This is a genomic window from Halorientalis pallida (genome assembly GCF_004118325.1).
Classification (GTDB): Archaea; Halobacteriota; Halobacteria; order Halobacteriales; family Haloarculaceae; genus Halorientalis; species Halorientalis pallida.
The window spans coordinates 1-19,929 of sequence record NZ_RDFA01000008.1 but is presented as its reverse complement, the minus strand read 5'-3'; the positions used below and the strand labels follow the sequence as shown (position 1 = coordinate 19,929).

26 protein-coding genes are annotated in these 19,929 nt (G+C 62.3%); 9 read left to right on the top strand and 17 right to left on the bottom strand.

Annotation, left to right across the window (positions count from 1 at the left end):
• Positions 1-3: 3 nt before the first annotated feature.
• The 6 genes from EAF64_RS18210 to EAF64_RS18190 form a co-directional block, all read right to left on the bottom strand.
• Entirely contained in the window at positions 4-375 is a 372-nt protein-coding gene (locus EAF64_RS18210) for a group I truncated hemoglobin (RefSeq protein ID WP_129070413.1), read from the bottom strand.
• A 68-nt stretch (positions 376-443) separates the two neighbouring features.
• Positions 444-2,012: an ABC1 kinase family protein gene (locus EAF64_RS18205; RefSeq protein ID WP_129070412.1), complete on the bottom strand. Its 1,569-nt coding sequence runs from the start codon at positions 2,010-2,012 to the stop codon at positions 444-446.
• A 118-nt stretch (positions 2,013-2,130) separates the two neighbouring features.
• Entirely contained in the window at positions 2,131-2,355 is a 225-nt protein-coding gene (locus EAF64_RS18200; protein WP_129070411.1) for a DUF7511 domain-containing protein, read from the bottom strand.
• 115 nt (positions 2,356-2,470) lie between these two features.
• Positions 2,471-2,932, bottom strand: coding sequence for a pyridoxamine 5'-phosphate oxidase family protein (locus EAF64_RS18195; protein WP_129070410.1), 462 nt, complete (start codon positions 2,930-2,932; stop codon positions 2,471-2,473).
• A gap of 83 nt (positions 2,933-3,015) precedes the next feature.
• Positions 3,016-3,171 carry a DUF7560 family zinc ribbon protein gene (locus EAF64_RS21205; protein ID WP_193767763.1) on the bottom strand — a complete coding sequence of 52 codons (156 nt, stop codon included), beginning with the start codon at positions 3,169-3,171 and terminating at the stop codon, positions 3,016-3,018.
• Positions 3,161-3,691 (bottom strand): universal stress protein, encoded by a 531-nt coding sequence (locus EAF64_RS18190; RefSeq protein ID WP_129070409.1) that lies wholly within the window; start codon positions 3,689-3,691, stop codon positions 3,161-3,163. Before EAF64_RS18190 ends, EAF64_RS21205 begins: the two co-directional genes overlap by 11 nt.
• A gap of 156 nt (positions 3,692-3,847) precedes the next feature.
• Here EAF64_RS18190 and EAF64_RS21200 point away from each other — a divergent pair, with 156 nt between their 5' ends.
• Positions 3,848-4,000, top strand: coding sequence for a DUF7560 family zinc ribbon protein (locus tag EAF64_RS21200; protein WP_193767762.1), 153 nt, complete (start codon positions 3,848-3,850; stop codon positions 3,998-4,000).
• A 558-nt stretch (positions 4,001-4,558) separates the two neighbouring features.
• Here the strand turns inward: EAF64_RS21200 and EAF64_RS18185 are convergent.
• The 3 genes from EAF64_RS18185 to EAF64_RS18175 are packed head-to-tail and all read right to left on the bottom strand — an operon-like array spanning position 4,559 to position 6,779.
• Entirely contained in the window at positions 4,559-4,837 is a 279-nt protein-coding gene (locus EAF64_RS18185; RefSeq protein WP_129070408.1) for a hypothetical protein, read from the bottom strand.
• Complete coding sequence (locus EAF64_RS18180) at positions 4,834-5,730, bottom strand: hypothetical protein (protein WP_129070407.1); 897 nt, start codon at positions 5,728-5,730, stop codon at positions 4,834-4,836. Before EAF64_RS18180 ends, EAF64_RS18185 begins: the two co-directional genes overlap by 4 nt.
• Complete coding sequence (locus tag EAF64_RS18175) at positions 5,727-6,779, bottom strand: hypothetical protein (protein WP_129070406.1); 1,053 nt, start codon at positions 6,777-6,779, stop codon at positions 5,727-5,729. Before EAF64_RS18175 ends, EAF64_RS18180 begins: the two co-directional genes overlap by 4 nt.
• A gap of 399 nt (positions 6,780-7,178) precedes the next feature.
• Between EAF64_RS18175 and EAF64_RS18170 the strand changes: the two genes are divergently transcribed.
• Positions 7,179-7,514, top strand: a complete 336-nt coding sequence (locus EAF64_RS18170; RefSeq protein ID WP_129070405.1) for a PhiH1 repressor — start codon at positions 7,179-7,181, stop codon at positions 7,512-7,514.
• Between the two features lie 320 nt (positions 7,515-7,834).
• Here EAF64_RS18170 and EAF64_RS18160 read toward each other — a convergent pair whose 3' ends face one another.
• From EAF64_RS18160 to EAF64_RS18150, 3 genes are all read right to left on the bottom strand, one after another.
• Positions 7,835-8,272, bottom strand: coding sequence for a hypothetical protein (locus EAF64_RS18160; RefSeq protein ID WP_129070403.1), 438 nt, complete (start codon positions 8,270-8,272; stop codon positions 7,835-7,837).
• 21 nt (positions 8,273-8,293) lie between these two features.
• Positions 8,294-8,839, bottom strand: coding sequence for a type IV pilin (locus EAF64_RS18155; RefSeq protein ID WP_129070402.1), 546 nt, complete (start codon positions 8,837-8,839; stop codon positions 8,294-8,296).
• A 227-nt stretch (positions 8,840-9,066) separates the two neighbouring features.
• On the bottom strand, positions 9,067-9,693 hold the full coding sequence (locus tag EAF64_RS18150) for a tyrosine-type recombinase/integrase (RefSeq protein ID WP_129070401.1): 627 nt from the start codon (positions 9,691-9,693) through the stop codon (positions 9,067-9,069).
• A 174-nt stretch (positions 9,694-9,867) separates the two neighbouring features.
• Here EAF64_RS18150 and EAF64_RS18145 point away from each other — a divergent pair, with 174 nt between their 5' ends.
• The 5 genes from EAF64_RS18145 to EAF64_RS18125 all read left to right on the top strand — a co-directional run bounded on the left by EAF64_RS18145 (position 9,868) and on the right by EAF64_RS18125 (position 14,717).
• Entirely contained in the window at positions 9,868-10,257 is a 390-nt protein-coding gene (locus EAF64_RS18145) for a hypothetical protein (RefSeq protein ID WP_129070400.1), read from the top strand.
• A gap of 4 nt (positions 10,258-10,261) precedes the next feature.
• Positions 10,262-11,794 carry a hypothetical protein gene (locus EAF64_RS18140; protein ID WP_129070399.1) on the top strand — a complete coding sequence of 511 codons (1,533 nt, stop codon included), beginning with the start codon at positions 10,262-10,264 and terminating at the stop codon, positions 11,792-11,794.
• 37 nt (positions 11,795-11,831) lie between these two features.
• Positions 11,832-12,386, top strand: a complete 555-nt coding sequence (locus tag EAF64_RS18135; protein ID WP_129070398.1) for a hypothetical protein — start codon at positions 11,832-11,834, stop codon at positions 12,384-12,386.
• Entirely contained in the window at positions 12,383-13,165 is a 783-nt protein-coding gene (locus EAF64_RS18130) for a hypothetical protein (RefSeq protein WP_129070397.1), read from the top strand. The genes EAF64_RS18135 and EAF64_RS18130 overlap by 4 nt, the downstream gene beginning before the upstream one ends.
• Before the next feature lie 424 nt (positions 13,166-13,589).
• A complete protein-coding gene (locus tag EAF64_RS18125) occupies positions 13,590-14,717 on the top strand; it encodes a hypothetical protein (protein ID WP_129070396.1) in 1,128 nt (375 codons plus the stop codon).
• Positions 14,718-14,880: 163 nt separating this feature from the next.
• Here EAF64_RS18125 and EAF64_RS18120 read toward each other — a convergent pair whose 3' ends face one another.
• The 5 genes from EAF64_RS18120 to EAF64_RS18100 all read right to left on the bottom strand — a co-directional run bounded on the left by EAF64_RS18120 (position 14,881) and on the right by EAF64_RS18100 (position 17,472).
• Positions 14,881-15,156: a hypothetical protein gene (locus EAF64_RS18120; protein WP_129070395.1), complete on the bottom strand. Its 276-nt coding sequence runs from the start codon at positions 15,154-15,156 to the stop codon at positions 14,881-14,883.
• A complete protein-coding gene (locus EAF64_RS18115) occupies positions 15,149-15,793 on the bottom strand; it encodes a hypothetical protein (protein WP_129070394.1) in 645 nt (214 codons plus the stop codon). The genes EAF64_RS18120 and EAF64_RS18115 overlap by 8 nt, the downstream gene beginning before the upstream one ends.
• The gene (locus tag EAF64_RS21195) at positions 15,790-15,975 is read right to left on the bottom strand and encodes a hypothetical protein (RefSeq protein WP_129070393.1); all 186 of its coding nucleotides are present in this window, start codon (positions 15,973-15,975) and stop codon (positions 15,790-15,792) included. Before EAF64_RS21195 ends, EAF64_RS18115 begins: the two co-directional genes overlap by 4 nt.
• Positions 15,948-16,343, bottom strand: coding sequence for a hypothetical protein (locus tag EAF64_RS18105; protein ID WP_129070392.1), 396 nt, complete (start codon positions 16,341-16,343; stop codon positions 15,948-15,950). Before EAF64_RS18105 ends, EAF64_RS21195 begins: the two co-directional genes overlap by 28 nt.
• A 724-nt stretch (positions 16,344-17,067) precedes the next feature.
• Positions 17,068-17,472, bottom strand: coding sequence for a hypothetical protein (locus tag EAF64_RS18100; RefSeq protein ID WP_129070391.1), 405 nt, complete (start codon positions 17,470-17,472; stop codon positions 17,068-17,070).
• A 259-nt stretch (positions 17,473-17,731) separates the two neighbouring features.
• Here EAF64_RS18100 and EAF64_RS18095 point away from each other — a divergent pair, with 259 nt between their 5' ends.
• Both EAF64_RS18095 and EAF64_RS18090 read left to right on the top strand, forming a co-directional pair.
• Entirely contained in the window at positions 17,732-18,115 is a 384-nt protein-coding gene (locus tag EAF64_RS18095) for a DUF5805 domain-containing protein (protein ID WP_129070390.1), read from the top strand.
• The gene (locus EAF64_RS18090) at positions 18,112-19,149 is read left to right on the top strand and encodes a tyrosine-type recombinase/integrase (protein WP_129070389.1); all 1,038 of its coding nucleotides are present in this window, start codon (positions 18,112-18,114) and stop codon (positions 19,147-19,149) included. The genes EAF64_RS18095 and EAF64_RS18090 overlap by 4 nt, the downstream gene beginning before the upstream one ends.
• The last annotated feature ends 780 nt before the right edge of the window (positions 19,150-19,929 follow it).

Genomic DNA, 19,929 nt, shown 5'->3' with positions numbered 1-19,929 from the left:
AGGTCACTCCGGGGGCCGGTCCAGCAACTCGTCTTCGTACGCGGCGACGGCGTCGACGACCGCCTGGGCGTCCTCTGCGGGGACGTCGAACGCGTCGAGACTCTCCGCTAACAACTCGACGGCCCGCTGGATGTCCCCCGGTTCGAAAGGCACGTGGCGGTGTGCCTCCCGAACCGGCTGTGCGTCGTACGTCTCCGGGCCACCGGCCGCCTCACAGAGGAAGTCGGTCTGGGTCCGGCGCAACCGCTCCATATCCGCGCCCTCGAAGAACAGTCCCAGTTGCTCGTCGGCGACCAGCCGGTCGTAGAAGTCGTCGACGACGGCTCGAATGCCGTCACGCCCGCCCAGTCGCTCGTACAGCGTCGTTTCGGACATGTTCGGGACTCTAGTGACGCCCGGAAAAAAACGACACCTCCCTTCTCACTCCCTGGAAACGGGGCCAGTCAGTCGGACCTGCTCGCCACCAGATACGCGACCAGGAAGACCGCACCCAGCCCGGCCGCGACGGCCGCGTACGGGCCCCCATGGAACGTCAGCACCGACGCCGTGACGGCCAGTGCACCCGCCAGGACGGCGTACCCGAGATGGCTGTCGCCCCCAGCGTGCCCGTCGGCGGGTTCGGTTCTGACGACGAGTTCGTCGCGTTCCAGTCGGTCCAGCGTCCGGTCGAGCCGCGCGGGGAGTCGCGTGAGCGCGGGCAGTGACCGCTGTGCGTCCGTCCAGGCCTCGTCGACCATCGCCTGGAGTTCGTTCTCGATGAACCCCTGTTCGACGAGGAAACGACGGATAATCACGAGGAAGTCGAACTCCGGGTCGAGCTGTCGACAGACGCCCTCGCCGACGGTCCCGACGCGGACGAGCAACATCACGTCCGGCGGGATACGGAACGGGAAGTCCTGCAGCATCGTCGTCAACTCGGTGATGATCGCCCGCCAGGTGATCTCCGAGCGACCCTCGAGGTTCTGGATGACCAGTTCCAGCACGCGCCCGACCTCGGCGCGGTCGACGCCAGGTTCGAGCACGTCCAGCGCGACCAGCGCGTCGACCAGTTCGTGGACGTCCCGTCGCACGAGCGCGCGGTAGAGGTCGACGATATCGCCACGGACGCTCTCCGGAAGTCGCTCGCTCATGCCGAAATCGTAGAGCAACAGTGCCCCGTCCTCCGTCACTGCGAGGTTTCCGGGGTGTGGATCGGCGTGGAACACGCCGTCGACCAGCCCCATCTTCAGGTAGACGGTCGCGATCCGCTCGGCCATCCCGTGGGGCGTTACGTCGAGCCCCTCGAAGGCGTCCGCGTCGGTGATCTTGCGGCCAGTCAAAAACTCCATCGACAGAATCCGTTCCGACGACAGTTCCTCGTAGGTCGCCGGCACGACGACGCGGTCGTCGTCGGCCAGGTTCTCCCGGACGTCCGCCATGACTGACCGCTCGCGCTCGAAGTCGAGTTCGTCGAGGATGATCTCCTCGAAGTCGTCGGCGGCGTTCCGGATCGAGTACTCCTGGCGGTCGTCGACGAAGACACCGACCACGGGCACCAGGGCTCGAACCACCCGCAGGTCGCGCTCGACGATGGGTTTCAGCCCCGGCCGCCGGACTTTCAGCGCGATCCGCTCCTCGCGGTACCGGACCGTGTAGACGTACGCGAGCGACCCTCCCGCGACAGTCTCCAGCGTCGCGAGGTCCAGCTCCTCGCCCAGTTCGGCCTCGACGATCGCACGCGGATCCCCACCTACGTCCTCGGGGACCTCGTCCTGGAGCGTGGCGAATACGTCCGCGTAGACGGGCGGGACGATGTCCGGACGCGTCGAGAGGACCTGGCCGACCTTGACGAACGCCGGCCCAAGTTCGAGCATCGCGTCCCGTATCCGCTCGGCCCGTCGTCGGTGAGTCGCCTCGTCGAGTCGTCTCGGCCCGCCGAACAGCAGAAATCGCCGCCGGTCACGGCGGAAGGCGATCGCGAACGGGAGAAACTGGACGACGACGGACAGGTACCGACGGAGGAATCCACTCATCGCCAGCGGCTCGTCGTCACGTTTCGTCGACAGTTCATGGCTCCCCGTTCGAGTGACCGATCCATAGCTGTGTGGGACTGGGCTGCCCGGAACGCCGCCGCTCCGCCGCCGCTCGAACCTACCGCACCGTGTCGAGGCTCACGAACGAGCCTTCACGAGCGGTCACCCAGGTCGACATCAGTTCTATCCCGCTCGCGTCGGCGGGGTAGAGGGTACACTCGGCCGGCTGACCGCGGGAGACGACGATCTCGGCGGCGATCGGCACCGAGGGCTCCGCGTCGTCCGCGGGAGTCGGGAGCGGTGCGTCGTCTCGAACGTCGTCGTCGGTCGTGTGTGGACTCATCGTGATACTCAGTCGGTGGCCGCGTTGCTCGGTCGGAGTTACGCCCCCACCACCGATAAGCACACAGTAAAATTCCCGCGAACCGAGAAGATCCGGTCGGAGTCCGCCAGCCCCGTCACGTCGATTCGGACGCGTCGTCGACTTCGACGCTTCGGCCGCTCAGGCCGTCGGGAGCGAGCTGGTACAGCTGGATGTCGAGGTCCTGCCTGGATTCTCCCCAGATCTCGAACAGCGGCCGTTTCGCCTCGCCGTACTGTTCGACGTGTTCGACAGTCAACTCGGACCGTGGAATCTCCTCCAGGCGGCCGACCGCGACCACACTCCGGTAGACGCCGTCGTCGTTCTCGTAGACGACGAGACGCACCCGCGGATCGGAACTCAGAAACTGCCGTTTCTCACTGCCAGGCGTCGAGACGAGTCGAAGATAGAATCGGCGGTCGTCGGCGTCGTACCCGTACGAGATCGGGATCGCGTAGGGTTCGTCGTCACGGGCGAGCGACAGCACGCCTGTCTCGTGACGGGCGAGAACCGTATCGGTCTCGGCCTCCGACAACGATGTCTGCTGATCCAGAGCCATTTGTTCGCATCCCATCTACAGCAGTGGACGATTAATACTTGTCCGTCCTGCGGTGGGAGACGTCCGTTCCTCGCGGATACCCCTCAATTCGCCGCCGCCGACGAGAACACCGAGGACGGCACGCTGGCCCCGCAGACCACGCAACCGCTCTCCACCAGTGCCGCACGCATCGACGCGTTCACTGCCATGGACTCTCCACACTCCGGGCACGCGAAGACGAAATCCGATCTAGTAGCCATACACATTCGTTCGCGCCGATCTGATAAAGGCCGTTCTCTTTCTCCAAGACAGTGGGAACCGTCCTGCCGGATAAAAAACGGGGCCGGAACCATGTTCCACCGTTCGGGCGAGCTGGACCGGCCGGTCGCTGCCGTCGACGAATCCGTTCGCGACACCCCCGATGTGATGGCCGGTTCGAGACAGCCCCTGTTTGCCCAGCAACGTCAGGTCCGCGTCGATCTCGTCTGCGTACGCGACGAGCTCCTCGTGTGGCTCGCCGTGGCAGGTCTTCGTGACGATCTCTCCGTCCATCGTCTCGGCGCGTTGGGCGACATCGGCCAGGTGTTCGTGTGCCCGGTCTTCGAGTTCCTCGAGTACCAGTTCCGTGCTGGACAGCGCCGGCTCGCCGTATCGACCCGTGTCCACGACCGAGATGACGTGGACGACCGCGTCGTATCTGGACCCGAGGCTCAGTGCGTGTTCGACCCCCCTGTTCGCCGGGTCGCTTCCGTCGGTCGCAGCCAGGATTACATCGTACATCGTTCCCCACAGATACGGATAGCACGGCCGCCAGGATAAGCCGTTCAGCAATTCTTACACGTTGGGGGAGTCTCGTGCGCCCCCGGACACCCTAATTCCCGCTCGGCTGGAAACAGAGGGCTTCATTTATACCCTCGCACCATACGTCCGGTACGGATGGTCGAGAACGGGGCTGCAGAGTACCAGTTCTTCTGTGACGAGTGCGGTGAGTGCCTCGAGGTCAACGACGCGATGCGGGAAACACTTATTCAGAAAGGCTGTGTCATCTGCAGCGCCCCAGTGACCACTGCCGAGTTCTCCACCGAGTGACCTCCGCGACGGACCCGCGGTTACTGTCCGCAAACCGACCGTTCTCCGCTGTCGCGACAGCCACCTTGCTTATAGCAACATGTAGTTTACGTGGCCGACCTGAGACGACCCTGCCGACGATCGACACGGTGTGTGATATGTCACCCCCGTACCGAGGAGTGCACGGAGAATGGGCTCGAATCAGCGTCTTCGCTGTGACAGTTGGCCACGGCGGACACCGAGTCGGTTCGGGCCACGACTGGGACCGTGGCCCTCGACGTCCGACCGAGTTCGTTCCAGTGCCAACATCCGGACGCCAACCCTGGGGGTCGGGGCGATAAAATCTCTTCCGCCCTCAGGAACTTTCGGCAGCGCCGATGGCCCCGGCAGATCGTATATTCGCTTCCGTGGTACTATCTATCCGCGAGTGAGGAACTACGAAAGCAAATATTAGAACAATTCGGGACCGGTTTGGTTCCTACCGGCACAAATAAGATAGTTTATTCGCACTACCGACACCCTCACTTTCGAACTGACAACTACAGGCCGATTCATCCCGATTCTCTGTCGCGTGCGTGTTCATCGTCGAACCTCCTTGGTGGCGTCCTTGAGCGTCAGGTAGATCGCCGCGAGTTCGTCCTTCCGTAGCTGATGGGCCGGCCCTATTCTCCCCGGCTCGAATCCCGATAACAGCAGGCACCGACGGATGATATCCTTCTTTTCCACGTAACGCGCTACGTAGTGTCGGCGCTCGCGCTCCGGCCAGCTGTCGAAGCCTGCCGGCCACCTCCTGCCCGGCGACGAACTCGTAAACTCGTACTCGCTATACCCATCATCGGAGTCTTCACCGTTGCTCATGCCCCACCTCCGTCAGATTCGAACCGCGGGGCCAGCACGAACGTGCTCGTGATCCCCCAGTCCTCGTGAGAGAAGTTGAGTTCTACCGGGAACTGGTCGCCCCAGTGGACCGTCAGGCGGTCGGCCTTGGACTTCTTGATAGCCGCCACCATGTCGTCCAGGTAGTCCAGAGAGAACAGCGACGACGTGGCTTCCCCGTCGCCTTCTGACCATGCTGTCTCCGGCATATAAACCGCGCCAGCGCCGGTTTCAGCATCCGTGTCATCATCGGGGTCTATCTGTGTGTTGCCCGACTCCTGGCTCGCGAGAACGAACGTGTCGCTGTCTCGGGTGATGTATGCGTAGTCCCGGTGGTCATCGACGGCTTCGACGGCGTCAACGAGATTCGACGGGTTCGGGTCCGCCCGGTCGGGCAGATCCAGATCCGGCGGGTTCGGATCTTGGCGAATATGATCCGGGTCGATCCCGAACCACTCACTGACGCGCTTCATGCGCTGGTCCGTCCGAGTGACCGATACCCGCATCCGGGCGGGGTTCTCGAACAGGTCGATACTGATGGGGTCGCCGTCCTCACCGCGCTTTCGTGCCCACGAAATCACGGACGTGAAGCGGTCAAGATTCAGACCGAACGCGACCTCCGAATCCGGGGCATCGAAACCACGGAATCCCTCTGCCCGGAACGTGGTTTCGAGCATCGCGACGTTCGCCGGATCGACAGCAGCGACGTGAAGGCCGTCGTCGTCGATCCGAAGCCGGCACTCGTCAACGAGCGAGTCCGGGAGTTCAACCCACGACCGGAGCGGGTCGCCGTTCGTCAGAATCGAGACAGCCGCGTCGTCGTCGGTGGCCGGCTCGATATCGTCTCTGTCGTCGGGTTCGACGGCTTGGCTCATTCTTCACCCCCGTCAGAACCGGTCTCGACAGGTGGTTTCTCTCGCGGGAGCGAGCCGACGGATTCGCTCTCGAAGGTTCGCACCCGCGCGTCGTCGCAGTTTTCGAGTTGCTCGTGAGTTTCGCGCTCGATTTCCGCGAACGAACGACGCTGGTGTGGTTCCCCCCGGGCCGCTTCGCCGTCGCGACCGCACGGGACACAGACGACTTGGTAGAACGTCACCGTCTCGCCGTCGCCGCGTGGCTCGAAGTCGCCTGGATCTTCGACTTCCGTTCCACCGTCCGTGCGTATGCCCTCGCCGCGGTCGACGTCATCGGCCTGCCGTTTGGCGAGAGGCGGGAGATACTGCCGGTCTTCGTCAACCACTCGTCTGAAAGTGCGCTCCGTCTCTGGGACGTACTCAGTACAGAGCTTCCGCACCTGGCACCAGCGCCATTCAGGAATCATCCCCGTCCGGCCGTCCCACTGCACGCACTCGATGTGACCGCCCTCCTTGACCTGCACGTCCGCGTAACAGACTGCTTCCGTCGAGTCGTCGGCGTTCCGAGCCGAGACTACCGCAGGGTCGTACCGGCGCGGGAACTCTTCAGGATCGACCGCGTCAACAGCGTCCGGGTCGTCGTGAAGTTCGTCCACCGAACCCCCGTCCGTCGCCGTCTCGGGAGGGGCCGCAGACCCGCAAGCGCCCGACGGATGCCCGCCGTCGGCCATCAGCCGCTGGTTGTCCGGATCGGCCCGGGCCTCCGAGACGCCCACGCCACGACCGCACCGCGGGCACCCCGTGTCCTGCGTCCGAATCGCGTTCGCCTTCGACCGGAACCGATCCGAATAGCTACAGTCCGGACACCGCACCCGGTAGCGGGTCGTGGGGCCAGCCGGCCGGGCGGGCGTCGTGTCTTCCGACTCGTCATCCTCCCACGCAGACACGACCGCCTCGGGATCGGCCGGCCGGTCAGACTCGTCGTGATGCGGGCACTTGATCGCCAGATTCCGGCACGGCGAATCGTCCAGACACTCAGCGGCACAGACGCCGCGCGTCTCGGAACTCATCGGCCACCTCCCGCGTTCGTATCGGCCAGCCCCGCGCACACCGAACAGGTCGGTGCATCGAGAATAGCACAGAAGCCCTCCGCCGGCTCGGTACACACCGCGCACTGGGTACCGTCACGATTATTCGACAGCGGTTCCTCTCCGTTCGAACGGGGCATCAGCCCCGTAGTGGTTGTTTCGCTCATGGCTGCACAGCGAAACCACCGTTAGGGGCCGTGTGTCAGCACGGCCCCGGCATCACAAACCGAGGAGAGTCATCAACAACCTGCGTCGGTGGCTTCGTACTTCCCACAATGGATGGACTATGCATTAATGTATCGACTAGCTTTGGAAAACGAGTCTATTCTTTTGAGGATAAAAGATAGCGATAAAAGTAGATGGTGCATTAATAAACAGACAATGCGCCAATCAGGGTCGTGGATGACAATTTGGGACGACCGGATTCTTGAGATATTAAATGATGACGAAGATGGAATCGGGAAAGTCTCGAATCTGTCTAAACAAGATAATATACACGTACAACAACCACAGGTGTCGAGAAGGTGTAAGAAATTGTCAGAGAGGGGGCTGTTACGGGCAATTGGAGACGGTGTCTACGTAATCACCGACGAAGGAGAAGCGTACCTCGAAGGGAAGTACGACGCCGAAAAAGATCGCTACATCAACGGTGGCGGGAGTTCGAGCGACGAAGAAGAGTCAGACGGTGCCGCCTCCGGCCCCAGTATCAACGGGTGACACATGAGTTCGACTCGCTCGCCCGCTCCCTGGATGGTCCCCCTTGATGAGCGAATCCTCGAAATCCTCCAATCCGAAGGCTGGTCTGCACCCGACTACATCACCCGAAAAGTCTCGCTGTTCGCCTCTGTTGGTCGGGTTCGGGAGCGCTGCCGGATGCTTGCTAAAATCGAAATGATCGAACCCCTCACTAAGCATCGCGACCACTACGAGATCGCCGGCCGCGGCCTTCGCTATCTCAACGGTCAGCTCGATGCCGGGGAACTCCCAAGACCCTCTCCCTCGCCACGGCTACTCCCCCGGTGGTAGTCTAATCTCTGCTAACCTTCGCACTCGGTCAAGTGCTTGGCGAGTCGGTTACTTGGACCCGACCAGTCCTCACACCGCGGACACTCGGCTTCTGTAATTTCACCGTGGCTGAATGGACTGTCCTCTCCCTCTTCCGGCAGTACCTCGCGGGCGGCGTCACCGAACTCATCTGCGACTGATCCGGCCGTCCGGACGATGATCCGACGTGGCGTGTCCTCAAGTTGGGCCTCGTTGGCTTCCAGCCAACGCGCCACGATTACTGCGGGATCGTGGTCTTCGAAGAGATAGTAGACCTGCGTCGACTGACTGCCAAACGCCCCCGTGTGTGGGTCGAATGTCGTTACACCCTCCATCTTGTTGTGCGTCGTAATCTGTTCGCCCGGCAGTTCCGAGAGCGTTGCCGGTCCATGCTCCTGTAGGTACTCAACATTTGGTTGTGAGCGTTTCATAAAAAGGAATCTACGAGGTAATTAGGCGTCGGGCCCGGTCTGCTCGGACAGTGTGGCCGACGTGTCGCCTTCGGAGGGTTCCCAGACGAGCGAGAGGTCGAAGTCGCTCTCGACGGCTATGTTGACGGAATTCCCGCCAACGACTGCCGAATTATCCCCGATGCTGCCAGTTGCCTGACTACCTGGCCACACGTTCTGACTATTATTCGAACCAAGTGGGACTGGGCCGGTGAAGCCACTCGAACTCAGGTCAAGATCGTTACTGCCTGCGTTCGAGGGGTCAAAGAAGCCCTCGCCACGGACGATGAGTTCCTGTGCCGGAATCGAGTCACCACCGTCATGCGAGACTGTAGCAACACCGACATTCGGGTCTGTGTTCGGATTATCGTCGTATTTCTGATAATCCCACGAGAACGACGCCTGTGGTGTCTGTTGTTGACTGCCCCCGAGGCCGAGGACGAACGATGCGATGACGGCGGCCAGGATCACCGTGATCGCGACCATCAGGATCACGCCGATGACCGGGCTGACCGCGTCGTCTTCCTGTAGCATTTTCTTGATTTGCATGGTTGTAACACCACACCTTCAGCGCGGACGCAACGCTCAAGCGAGTGGGGACAGTTATCCCCAACCGGCCAGGTGGGTTCTGTGGCCCCGGCCTTTCTTCTTGTCCGCTCTGTCAGGTGTTAGAATGTTCGTCATGTTCTGTTTGCTTAAACGTTCGGGATGTTCTAGGGAGGTGTAAGGCAGCGTTTCAAAACGGTTTAGCGGATCATTACATGGCAGTATAGAGTCTATATCGTCTCGAAGTGGTCATACTTCCGCTCAGTAGTCAGAATCGTCGCATGCCGGAGCCGATTCCGCACGTCGTAGAGAGTGTTCGCTTCCTCGGCTCGAAGCATCCGCCAGGCGACCGAGTGCCGGAGCGTGTGGGCGCTCACGTCGGTCGGCACGCCACGCCCCCGGTAGGCGTAGGGTTCAACGCCCGCGCGTTCTGCCAGCCGCTTGACCACGTCGTTGATGCCCTTCCCGGTCATCCGGTCGGCCTTCCGTGAGGGGACCAGCGCCGGACTGCTGTCCTCACGAGCCGAAAGATACGCCCGGAGCGTCCGAACCGTCCGAAGGTCCCCACTCTGGTCCAGCTCGAAGGTCGCGACACTCGGGCTGTTCTCGTTGGGGTAGTCCTTCTGAATCTCGGCGGGGATTCGCAACTCTCCAGCGTCAAGATCGAGCATCGCCCGGTCGACCGCCGCCAGCTCCGACCGACGAAGTCCGGTGTCGTAGAGAACCGTGACTATCGCGTCGTCGCGGGGACCGTGCCGACCCTCGTAGGCGGCGTCCCGCATGGCTTCGACCTGGCCGGGCTTGAGCCAGCGAATGTTCGAGTTCGTATCTCGGCCGGTTGACTGGGTAGTGCTCATATAAGGAGATACGTGTTCGAACTCCTAGAATGTTTGGTTCCATTAGCAGAATCGAACATTCAATAGCAGCCTGCTACAGCCCGAAATCGGCGCTTCACTTTCACCCTATTCCCGTATCTTAAATCTAGAATATTCCTCGTTCTCTCTGTCGCCTCTCCGGCGACGTTCTGACCAATGGAAGGCAAATTTGACATTCCAGACTCGGTACTCAGTCCATTCTTCGTGCTTTTCAGCGCGGTATCACTCGGACTGATCGGGTTCACGCCACTCGGCTTCGACCTCGGAAGTACAGCACTCGAATTCAGCGCGGACGGCTACGCAACCCAGATCAGCTTTGCGGGCATCCTCTCGCTGCTGATCCTGCTGGTCGCTTACGCTACCAACCGCGGCGACAAGAGCGGCCCCCAGCCACTTCAACTGTGGCTCGTCGTCACCACCTTCGCGCTCGTCATCGTCCCACCCTTCGCACCGCTGTTGAACGCATTCCTCGGCGAAACGATCCCCGGCATCATCGCCATCGTCATCCAGGCCGGCGGCTACTATTCGCTGTCCTACATGGGGTGACCAGATGCGGGAATCAATCAGACGCGCGCTCTCGGTCGTCATGGTCTTCGCTGTCGTGGGGGCTGGCACGGTCGCGCTGATCAATCTCGACCAGGGTCCCGAGCCCGTCCAACAGTACGGAGCCGTGCAGGACGGCGAAGCAATCCCGCCCATCGTCGCCTACGGAGCCGGAGCCGCGACGGTCGCGGTCGCGGGCTGTCTCGCGAGTGAGTGCTGGGTGCAGGAGGCCGACCTCCCTGAGCAAAAAATCGACTCGACAGAGACGCAGGGAGAAATCTACAAGAGCGCTCAGACGACGAGCGCACAGATCGACGTGCTGGCCGACAGCACGAACAACTGGCAGACTCAGACTGCGAACTCCTACCGGCGGGCGGGAAAGAGTGAGTTCGTCCGAGCGATCAACAACGGTTCGTCACAGTCGGCGGCGGTCACAGAGGCTAAACAGGCCGCTCAGGATGAATACGCTCGCTCGCAAATCCAGTTGCTGAAGTCCTACGAGGCTCAGGTCGGAGCGGTCGTAACGATGTGGCAGACTGCCGCGCAGGAGCAAAACCTCTCGGCAGGCAGTGTGTTCGAGTTCCGGAAGAATCCAACAGTAGGATGGGCTAAGGACCTCGAAAACCTCAAAGAGGTCAACCACACGACAACTCTGGTAAACGGGTCATCGTACACGTACTCGTCTCTCGGAGGCCAAGAAGGGGGCTCAAACCTCCTAATCCATGCTGACGGGGAGTATGGGGGACAGGCACGCCTCGCGGTCCTCCCGCCGGACACCCTAGAGAGTTCGGACAGGGAGATCGTGTTAGAACAGGACTCTCCGGACGGCTACACCACGATGTGGAACAAGTACGAGAGTCAATCCGCCAACGTAACTCAGAACCTCGAAAAATTCGCCCAGAGCGCCTATGACTCGTGGTCTGCTGGAAACATCTCGTCGGCTGACCTCGTGGACCCGTACATGGGGGCTCGTGACTTCGAGCCGGACGGCTCGCAGGGCTCGACGTGGACCCAACAACAGTTACTTTCGCTTGGCATCACCCCGCCTAAGAATTTCTCGTCTATCGAGCGTATGACGGTCAGAGACGAGACGAGCGGGATGATTTACGACGGTACGCTCATGTCGGGCGGGACCCCACAGGGAGGTGGCTTTGAGGTCGGACAGACCTACAACGCCACCGAAGTCCCCGGCATCCAGTATGTCGTCTCTCGGACGGCGAAGACCCAGCTAAACGGGAACTTCACGCTCGTCAACGCAACCGGGATGGATGGTGGACCCATCCAGTCCGTGGACTACACCCAGCCCAACCTGAACACCACCAATTTGCAGGAGTTCAAGGAGGGCATGGACGATTACCGGAAGTTCCGAGAAGAGATAGAGGCGCGAGAGGAAAAGATGCGGAACGAATCGGGCAGTGGTGGCCTGCTCGACGGAGCCGGCGACTGGATCCCAGGCCTGAACGGAATTCAATCCGTCGTCGCGCTCTTCGTCGCGCTGTTCGCCGTGATGTTCGGCGCCCGCGTCGTCGCGGGTAACTGACGAAACCACCCTTTTCAGACCTATGAGAATCAGAGACATGGCAGCCGGGTTGCTGTTCGCAGTTATGGTCGTCGGCGCGACCGGCGCGCTGCTGCTGGCCGGGACCGCGACGGCAGCCGGGCAGACGACAGCACAGAACGCGACCAACCAGACCGACGGCGAAGTCATCACCGACGGGCTCACGCTCGTGAACACAAGCTACGAGCCCGCGGAAGACGGCGGGAACGGCACCCTGTCGCTCACGTTCCAGGCCGACGGCCCGACCGCGGTCACCCTCTACGACGCGGGCGCGTTTCGGAACGGCGGCCAGCTCCCCTCGAAGACGAAGGTCATCGAGGGCACGCACACAATCGAGATGGCGGTCACCCGGCAGGGGCAGTTTGTCGGGGTGACTGTTGTCACCGGGAACACCCGCTACGCGGTCCCCCACCGAATCGGTGAGTCCGACAGCCACCTGTTCCGTGGTGATCCGACGTGGGCGGACACGCAGATCGCCGGCCTCTCCGGATTCGTGGGCGGCCTGCTGGTTATCACCGGCACGGCCGTCTATCGCGTCCGCTCGGAGAAAGGGGAGGTGACGCGCGTCCTATGAACCGACGCGAAGCCGCTGTTGAACTTCTGACCGCGTATCGCTGGTGGATCGGAAGCGCGACCGTCGTCGCCGTCGGGCTGGCCGTATGGTTCGGCCTGCCGGAGATTCCGGAGATTCCCCGCGGCCCGCGCCTGTTCGCGGTGGGCGCGCTCGCGGCAATCGCGCTCGGCTACGCGCCTGCGATGAAAATCGTCGAATACCTCTACTCGCCGGAGGGTACCTATCTCGTCGACATCGACTCGCGAGACAACGGCTTCGCGCTGTATCACCTCTCTCCGGAGAAGTGGAAACACCTCGAAGTCGAGACGGGCGAACTCTACCGGCTCAAGACCAGCGCGGATGCCTACGCCTGTCGGCAGTACTGGCCCGACTACGACGTGTGCATGGGCACTTGGCGCGGCTCGGCATCGGACCTGGAACTCCTCGAAGAACGCGAGCGGATCGACGAGATTCGGGAGACGCTGGAACAGCAGGCACAGGAAGGCCTCACCATGCGGATGAAGGTCGGCAGTATCGTGCGCACCGCGGTTCGGGACATCGTGAACGACCTCGTGAGTCAGTACGAGGGCACGGCGATCCACCGCGGCGAGCGTGTCGAAGACGCTGTTAACGAAGCCATGAAAGACCACAACCTCCGAGACGACGAAGAGCGCGAGCGAGAGGAACAGCGACAGACTGAGCATCAAGACGGGGACAAGTTCGGCCCCGACCCGAAACCCGGTGAGAACCCGAACCCGGGCCAGCAACCGGCCGCGACAGACGGGGGTGAGCCGACTTGAGCCCCATGGTCGGCTCGCGGTCGAAGTGCGACCGCTGTCGGGACCTCTCGCGTCTCGGCACTGTCGAACGGGTACGACTACTCCATGGGCCGGACGGCGAACGCCTCTGTCCGAAACATCACCGCCAGGCCTGGGACGAGTTGACAGGTGAGACCGATGATTAGCGAGATAGTGGCCGATCCGCGCGGACTGGTCCGGAACCTCGCTGTAGCCGGCGGTATTGCTGTTGGCGTCTTCGTGACCGCGATTATGGTCGACGGAGCAACCACAGCCGGCGGTGGTGTGATCCTCGGGGCGTTCGTGATGTTGATCCTCGAAACGATCTTGGAACCGACAGTTGGGCACGGAGAGACGTGCGAGACGTGCGGAACTACCCGCTCACCATGTGACTGTCAGGCCCGACCAGCCGCCTACGAGGTGGACGATGAGTGACCGAAGCAGCGCGAGCGAACAGGTCACCTACTCGGCCGCGCAGTTGCGCGGGGACGTGCTTGAGGGCGCGGTCGAAGAATCGCACCCGCACGCGGGTCTGGTCCCGAACGCGGACTCCCGCGAACTCTTGAACACGCTCGCGACCGAGTTCGACCCGGACGCCCACGCGGGACTCGACAGCGTCGAAGAGTCCGAACTGTATCAGACCGTCCTCCGGAACGAGGGTACCGACACGCTCACGGAAGCTGTCGAAGCCGGGAACGTCTCACAGATGCAGTACGCCGTGGGCATGGTCAACCACGAGAAAGACGCCGAGAGCGGCAGCTACCGCCGCTGGTTGCACTCGACACTTGTCTCGGAAGCCTCGGTGCTATTCGTGACCGGCGGCATGGGCGCTGGAAAGACCGACTGGGCCTTCTCCGGGGCCGACGAGTGGCACATGGTCACCCGCGGCCGGATCGTCACGAATCACGAGAAAGCGGCAGATAGGAATGAGAACGTCGAATACGTCGACACCTACAAACAGGTTGAGACGCTGTTCAAGGAGTCGACCGACGACTTCTATCTCTTGATCGACGAGACCGGCCAGGGACTGACCGGTGTCGGTGGCGACCAGCAGAAAGCACAGGCGCTCGCGCGGTTGCTCAAGCTCGTGCGTAAGGGAGACGCGCCCGCAGGAACGAAGCGGTGCATCTGCTTCATCGGCCAGACCGTGACCGACCTCTCGCGAGATCTTCGCCGGCTCGTCGCGCAGACGGGTGCGTTCGTTCACAAGCCCTCGAAGAAGCGTCTCGAAGTCTACGGGGACGAACTCGTTGATGCCACCGAGATCCAGCAGGCCAAGCCACAGACGACCTTCAACGGCATCAAGAAGAGCCGGCTCCGGTTCTCCACGACTGAAGAGCCTGTCTTCGACATGAGCGGCGCTGTGGACGGCGACAACAACCAGGAAGACCCAGAATCCGTCCGGAAGGCCGAGAAGAAGGCTCAAGCACAAAGGTTACGCAATACAGGTATGAGCGGCACTAAGATAGCCGAGGTGGTTGACATGGGTACAACTTGGGTGTATGATAACACCGAAGAACCCGCGGAATCCGGCGCGGAATCCGATACCGAGTGAATCAACCGACGGCTCTACGATTCTTCCGTTTCCGTTTCCGGCAGGCGAGTATATTTCTATAATATATGTGCGCATATGCGCGATTCAGTGGAACCCGGGGGTGACCGGGACCGGGTAAGGGTGGGGTTCGAGACGAAAAGATCGCGAAAAGAGCGAAGATCGCCTACTCGAAGCGGTCGGGGTGGGTGACCCGCCAGGCGGCGTAGGCACCGATACCACCGACGAACAGGAACATGATCGGAAGCCACGTCGGAGCCGGCTGGTAGGCGATGCGTTCCTCAGGCCTGTACTCGGACGCCTGCATGGGCACGTCGAGCGCTTCCGGTGGCACGCTCCACAGGCCCACCCACACGCCTGCGATAAACGCGAGCGCCCCCACAAGCGCCAGCACGGCCGCGCTCCGGCGCGTCAGTCCGAACCGCCACTCGTCGTTACTCATCGGACTCACCCCGGCAGTCGAAACAGGTCTCGGAGCTTCCGACGAGCATCCGGCTACACCCGTCACCGGTGCATTCGGTCCGTTTTCCGGCCAACGCGACCGGACCACCGGAGCCGTCGGCCGCAGTCTCTCGGTTGGCTTCCTCCGGACTCTCGTCACCACACCGGAGACACGTGCCGGTCGAATCGCGCAGGTGCGTGTGGACGCACTCGCTCGATCCAGGTGAGGCCCAGTCCGACGCTGGCCGACTCGTCGAACCCACGTCGGGTTGGGGCTCGTGGTAGATCTTGAGCGCAGTCTTCCCGGCGGCCAGCCGCACATAGCCCGCGTCAATCAATGGCCGAATGACGACCCGAACCACGGAATCCGTAGCAATCTGTAGGCGTTGGGCCAGCGTCGACTCGGCTACGTCCTTCGAGAGCCTGCCGGCAGCGCGGCCGCTGGTCTCGAAAGACTCGGCGAGCAGGACGTCGAGCCCCTGGCGCTGAGTGTCGGTCAGCCCCATGTCGACCTCGGTGGCCTGTTCGTCGGCTACTCGCGCCCGGAGCGCTTCACGGACAGCCTCGCTCTTGCTGTCGGCATCCGTGAGGTAGTCTTCGAGTTCCGGGTCCTCGATACGGATCGTGTGTCGGCTCATTCCGACCCCTCCGTCCCAACCGCGACCAGATAATCAACCAGATGACGCGAGCAAAGCAGAGCCAGCCCGTCCTCGACGACCACCAGCTCCGGCTCCCGGCTGCACTCCGGCACGTCGCAGGCCGGCATCAGCGCGTCCCGTAGCGTGTCAAGGATCACGCCGATCCCCCCTCGACAGTCCACCGGCAATCGTCATCCACACGAGCCGTCGAAAGCCGAGTAACGGCCCCAGCGTCAAGGTCGACGGCGTAGGCCGTCCAATTTAACCCTCGGAGGATTACCCTCTCGGAGGTCCGGTTCGCGTGGTACCAGTGGCTCACCTCTCTGCTTGGCGACTCGATCATTACGCCGTCTGCCGAACGAATCCGAGTCTCGACGGACAGCACACAGGACACCTCACTCCCTCTGTAGACATCCCACGAAACCGACGCGCCTGGATCGAGGTCGGGTTTGGGTTCAGTCGGGTCGGGCTCGGTCGGGAACACGGCCACCAGGCCGATTGCGACCACCAGCAAGGCCAGCGCGTGCCGGTAATTACCGGCGTCGATCACCGCGACCACCTCCCGTCGAGTTCGTCGCTATCCGGCCACGGGTGCCCCTCTGCGAAGCAGTGAGCGAGGACCGGCGAGTATCGAAGCCCGTCCCCGACGTACGGATGTTTGACGATGCCGTACAGGTTGCGAGTTCGCCACCACGCCCACCCAGCCGCGGTCGCCGTCGCACCGGCCACCAGCACGCTCCGACGGGAGGGAGTTGCCGGCCATCGTGCGCGGGCGTGCGCGCCCCCTCGTGCGCGTCCCCCTATTTTCCCCGCGCCGGAGCGCACGGGGGGGCCACCGATATGACGATGGGAGGGGGGCAGTATGACACGAGTCGATAGACCTGCCCCAGCGCCTCTAACGTTCGATTCTCCGGTTTGCGTCTGTATGACTCGGGTTCCTGTCATATGACACAGCAGGGTTCCACTTGAAACGGGGGTCATGCCCGACCACCGTCCTCACCGACCCCGTGGGCCTGCTGCACGATATTGGGGAACCGGGCCACCAGTTCGAAGTATCGGTCGGCGTAGGTTCGGAGTCGTTCGTTCTCTTTTCGTAGCGCCTCGTTTTGGGCTTCGAGCAACGCACGCGGGCGTTTAGACACGGTCTTCACCCCCACGAAGCAGGTCGCGAGCCGGCCGGTCGAAGTGCCGAAGTGTCCAGTAAGTCCCGTGGCCGATGCCCGTCAGCCACGCTAAGAGCGTGAATCCGACGAGAGACCAGTCCGTCGCGAGACTCATCGGCGAATACCCCCGTCGGCCACCGGCTGCTGTTCCTCGGGCTCGGCGAAGTGGTCTGCCGTCGCCTGCCCGACCGCTTCAACGTCGAAGATCCGGACGGGCTGGCCCTTGTCGTCTACCTGATTCCCGAAGTCGGCCCGTCTAATCGCGCATAGGTGCGCGCACGGTCCGTCGTGGTAGGCGAATCCAGGGCAGTCGTCACCGTCGGGACGCACCGCACAGTCGCCGAGATACGCGCCGTGGTCCCGGTGCAACCGCACGCGGTGGGTATCCTCGCTGTCTCGGAAGGTGACCAGCCACTGGTCCCACGCGATCCGCTCGATGAGGACAGGTTCGGAACACGCGCGCCCCCAACTGCCCGTCATCTGGTCGCGCTCGTGCTCGAAATTGAGCGGGTTCAACGGACACCACCCCCGGTACACTCCGGACAGACGCGACGAGTGAGACCGCCCGGACTCGTTTCAGTAGTCAGACGAGAACCGCATTCGGGGCAGTATCTCACGCCAGAACACCCCGGAAAATCTTCGGTTTTGGATTTGTGCAACTGCACCCGCGGATTCGTTGAGACGCCAGTTTTGGGGCTTTAGCGCGTCTGAGATACGATAGTTTATTCGCGATAGTGGGGACAAGCTTTAGTCACCGGCGTCCGAGTGTTCGGACATGTCCACTGACGGTGACGTCGACACGTCCCGGAGCAGCGTCCGGACCTACGTCCCGGCGTATCAGAAAGAGGAGTGGGAACGACAGGCCGACCGGATGAACATGAGCCTCAGCGAGTTCGTCCGCTCGATGGTCCAGGCCGGGAGACAGGGCTTCGAGGGTGAGGTCGCTGGGGACAGTCCAGACGACGCGCCGACCGACGACGGACACGAGCTTGAGACGCAGGTCGTCGCGGAACTACGCGAGCGCGAGTGTTGCTCCTGGGACGACCTCGTGACAGCCGTGACCGACGACATCGAATCCGAACTGGAGCGGACGCTCCAGGAGAGTCCACGAATCCAGCACAGCCCACGGCAGGGCGGTTACGTTCTGGAGGATACATGAGCCAAGCACAGACCGCCGAAGATCCAGACGATCCGGTGGCCTACTTCCTGCGAGACATCGAATTTCAGGGCAAATCGGCCCGCACACGCGACTCTTACGAACGCGTTCTTCGAGAGTTCGAGGCGTATCTCGACGCGAACGGGCTGGGGGGCCTCGACGGACCGTCCTACCGGGATTGTATGTCCTGGATACACACCCTCCGTAGCTCCCACGCCGAGAGCTCCATCGCGACGTACGCGTCCTACCTCCACCGGTTCTACTCGTACATGGTGCAGGTCGGTGTCTTCGACGCCAATCCGATGACCGTCGTGATCGAGGAGATGGACGAGTCGATCCACACCGACCCGACCCGGCGTGATCTCTCCATCGAAGAGATGCGTGGGTTCGTCGGGACGATTCGACATCCGCTGGCCGACGCCATCGTGACGACGCTGCTCAAGACGGGGATGCGGTCCGGCGAACTGTGCAATCTCGACGTTCGCGACCTCAACCTGGAGGGGGTGGCCCTCTCGAACGCCGGCCTGGACGAGGTTCGTCCCCAGTTACAGGGGCGTCCGAACTCGATCTACGTCGACGACGCCCCTGCGCGGGGTGAGCGAATCAACGGCGAACGACGCGACGCCTCGAACAAACGCAAGCGTGCGACGATCGTCCCGGTCGACCCGGAGCTGAAAGCGACACTCGAACGGTGGCTCGCCGTCAGACCGGATCCGGCGTCCCCGGCCGAACCCGTGTTCGTCAGCACGAGTCGAAACTGGGGTGAACGCGTCACCATCGACGCCGTTCACCACGTCGTGGCCACGAACGCCGAACGCATGGGCTGGTACCGCACTGGCGGCGGTGCCGACGAGAACGTCACCCCCCACTACTTCCGGCACTTCTTCACGACACACCTCCGGGACCGAACCGGAGATCGTGGCATCGTCAAGTACCTCCGCGGCGACGTGGCTTCGGACGTCATCGACACTTACACCCACAACTGGGGCAGTCGCGTCCGGGAAACCTACGAGACCCACATCTATTCACTGGACTGAGTCGGGCTTCCGACAGTTTGTATAAGATACTATATATTTCATTTCCGTCTATTCGTGCCCACGACCGAACACGTAAACTGTATATCGCTATATCTAATTGGCGGTGTCGGGTTGCTGTCTGCGTCAGAGGAAAACCGACGAGGCGAATGCTGACGGTGGTAATTCCCGGACCGATGCACCCTGTGTCGACTACGAAGCGACGAACCGCCGACTGTCGCTGGAGGTTCAGTGCAGGCACCAGTTACGCGCGAGAAACGCTTCTCGGTCGGGGGACCTAAGCCATCCCGAGTGCGATTCGCAGTATCTAGGGTCGGTGTGGTCGCCGGGCGGTCATCGGACTCGTCCTCGGCCTGGCCGGGTTCATCGTTTACGACGCCGACGAAGTCTCACCCTCCCTGCTGGTCGATTCACTCGGCGCGTTCGACGCGTCTCGGACGGAACGGCTTATCGAGTACTTTACCGATACCACCCGATACCCCCTCGCGGCGGTCCACCCCGAAGTCGCCGCCGAAATGGAATACGAGTCGGCATCGATGAGCTGATCGATCGAACGCATCGACCCCGACCGCGATCTACCCAGTCCGCAGTCCGACGAACCTCGGGGAGCCGGTGCTGTCGGTACCCTACTCCACCGGACACCGGAACACACTGTCGCCCCACCTTTCGATTCGCGATACTTGCCAAACCGGTGAGCGGGAACGCTATCGGTTCCTTCTGGGCGAGTGGTTCGAAATGAAAAGACCCCCACACGGCGAGTGCCGTGTGAGGGTCTGAGTATGA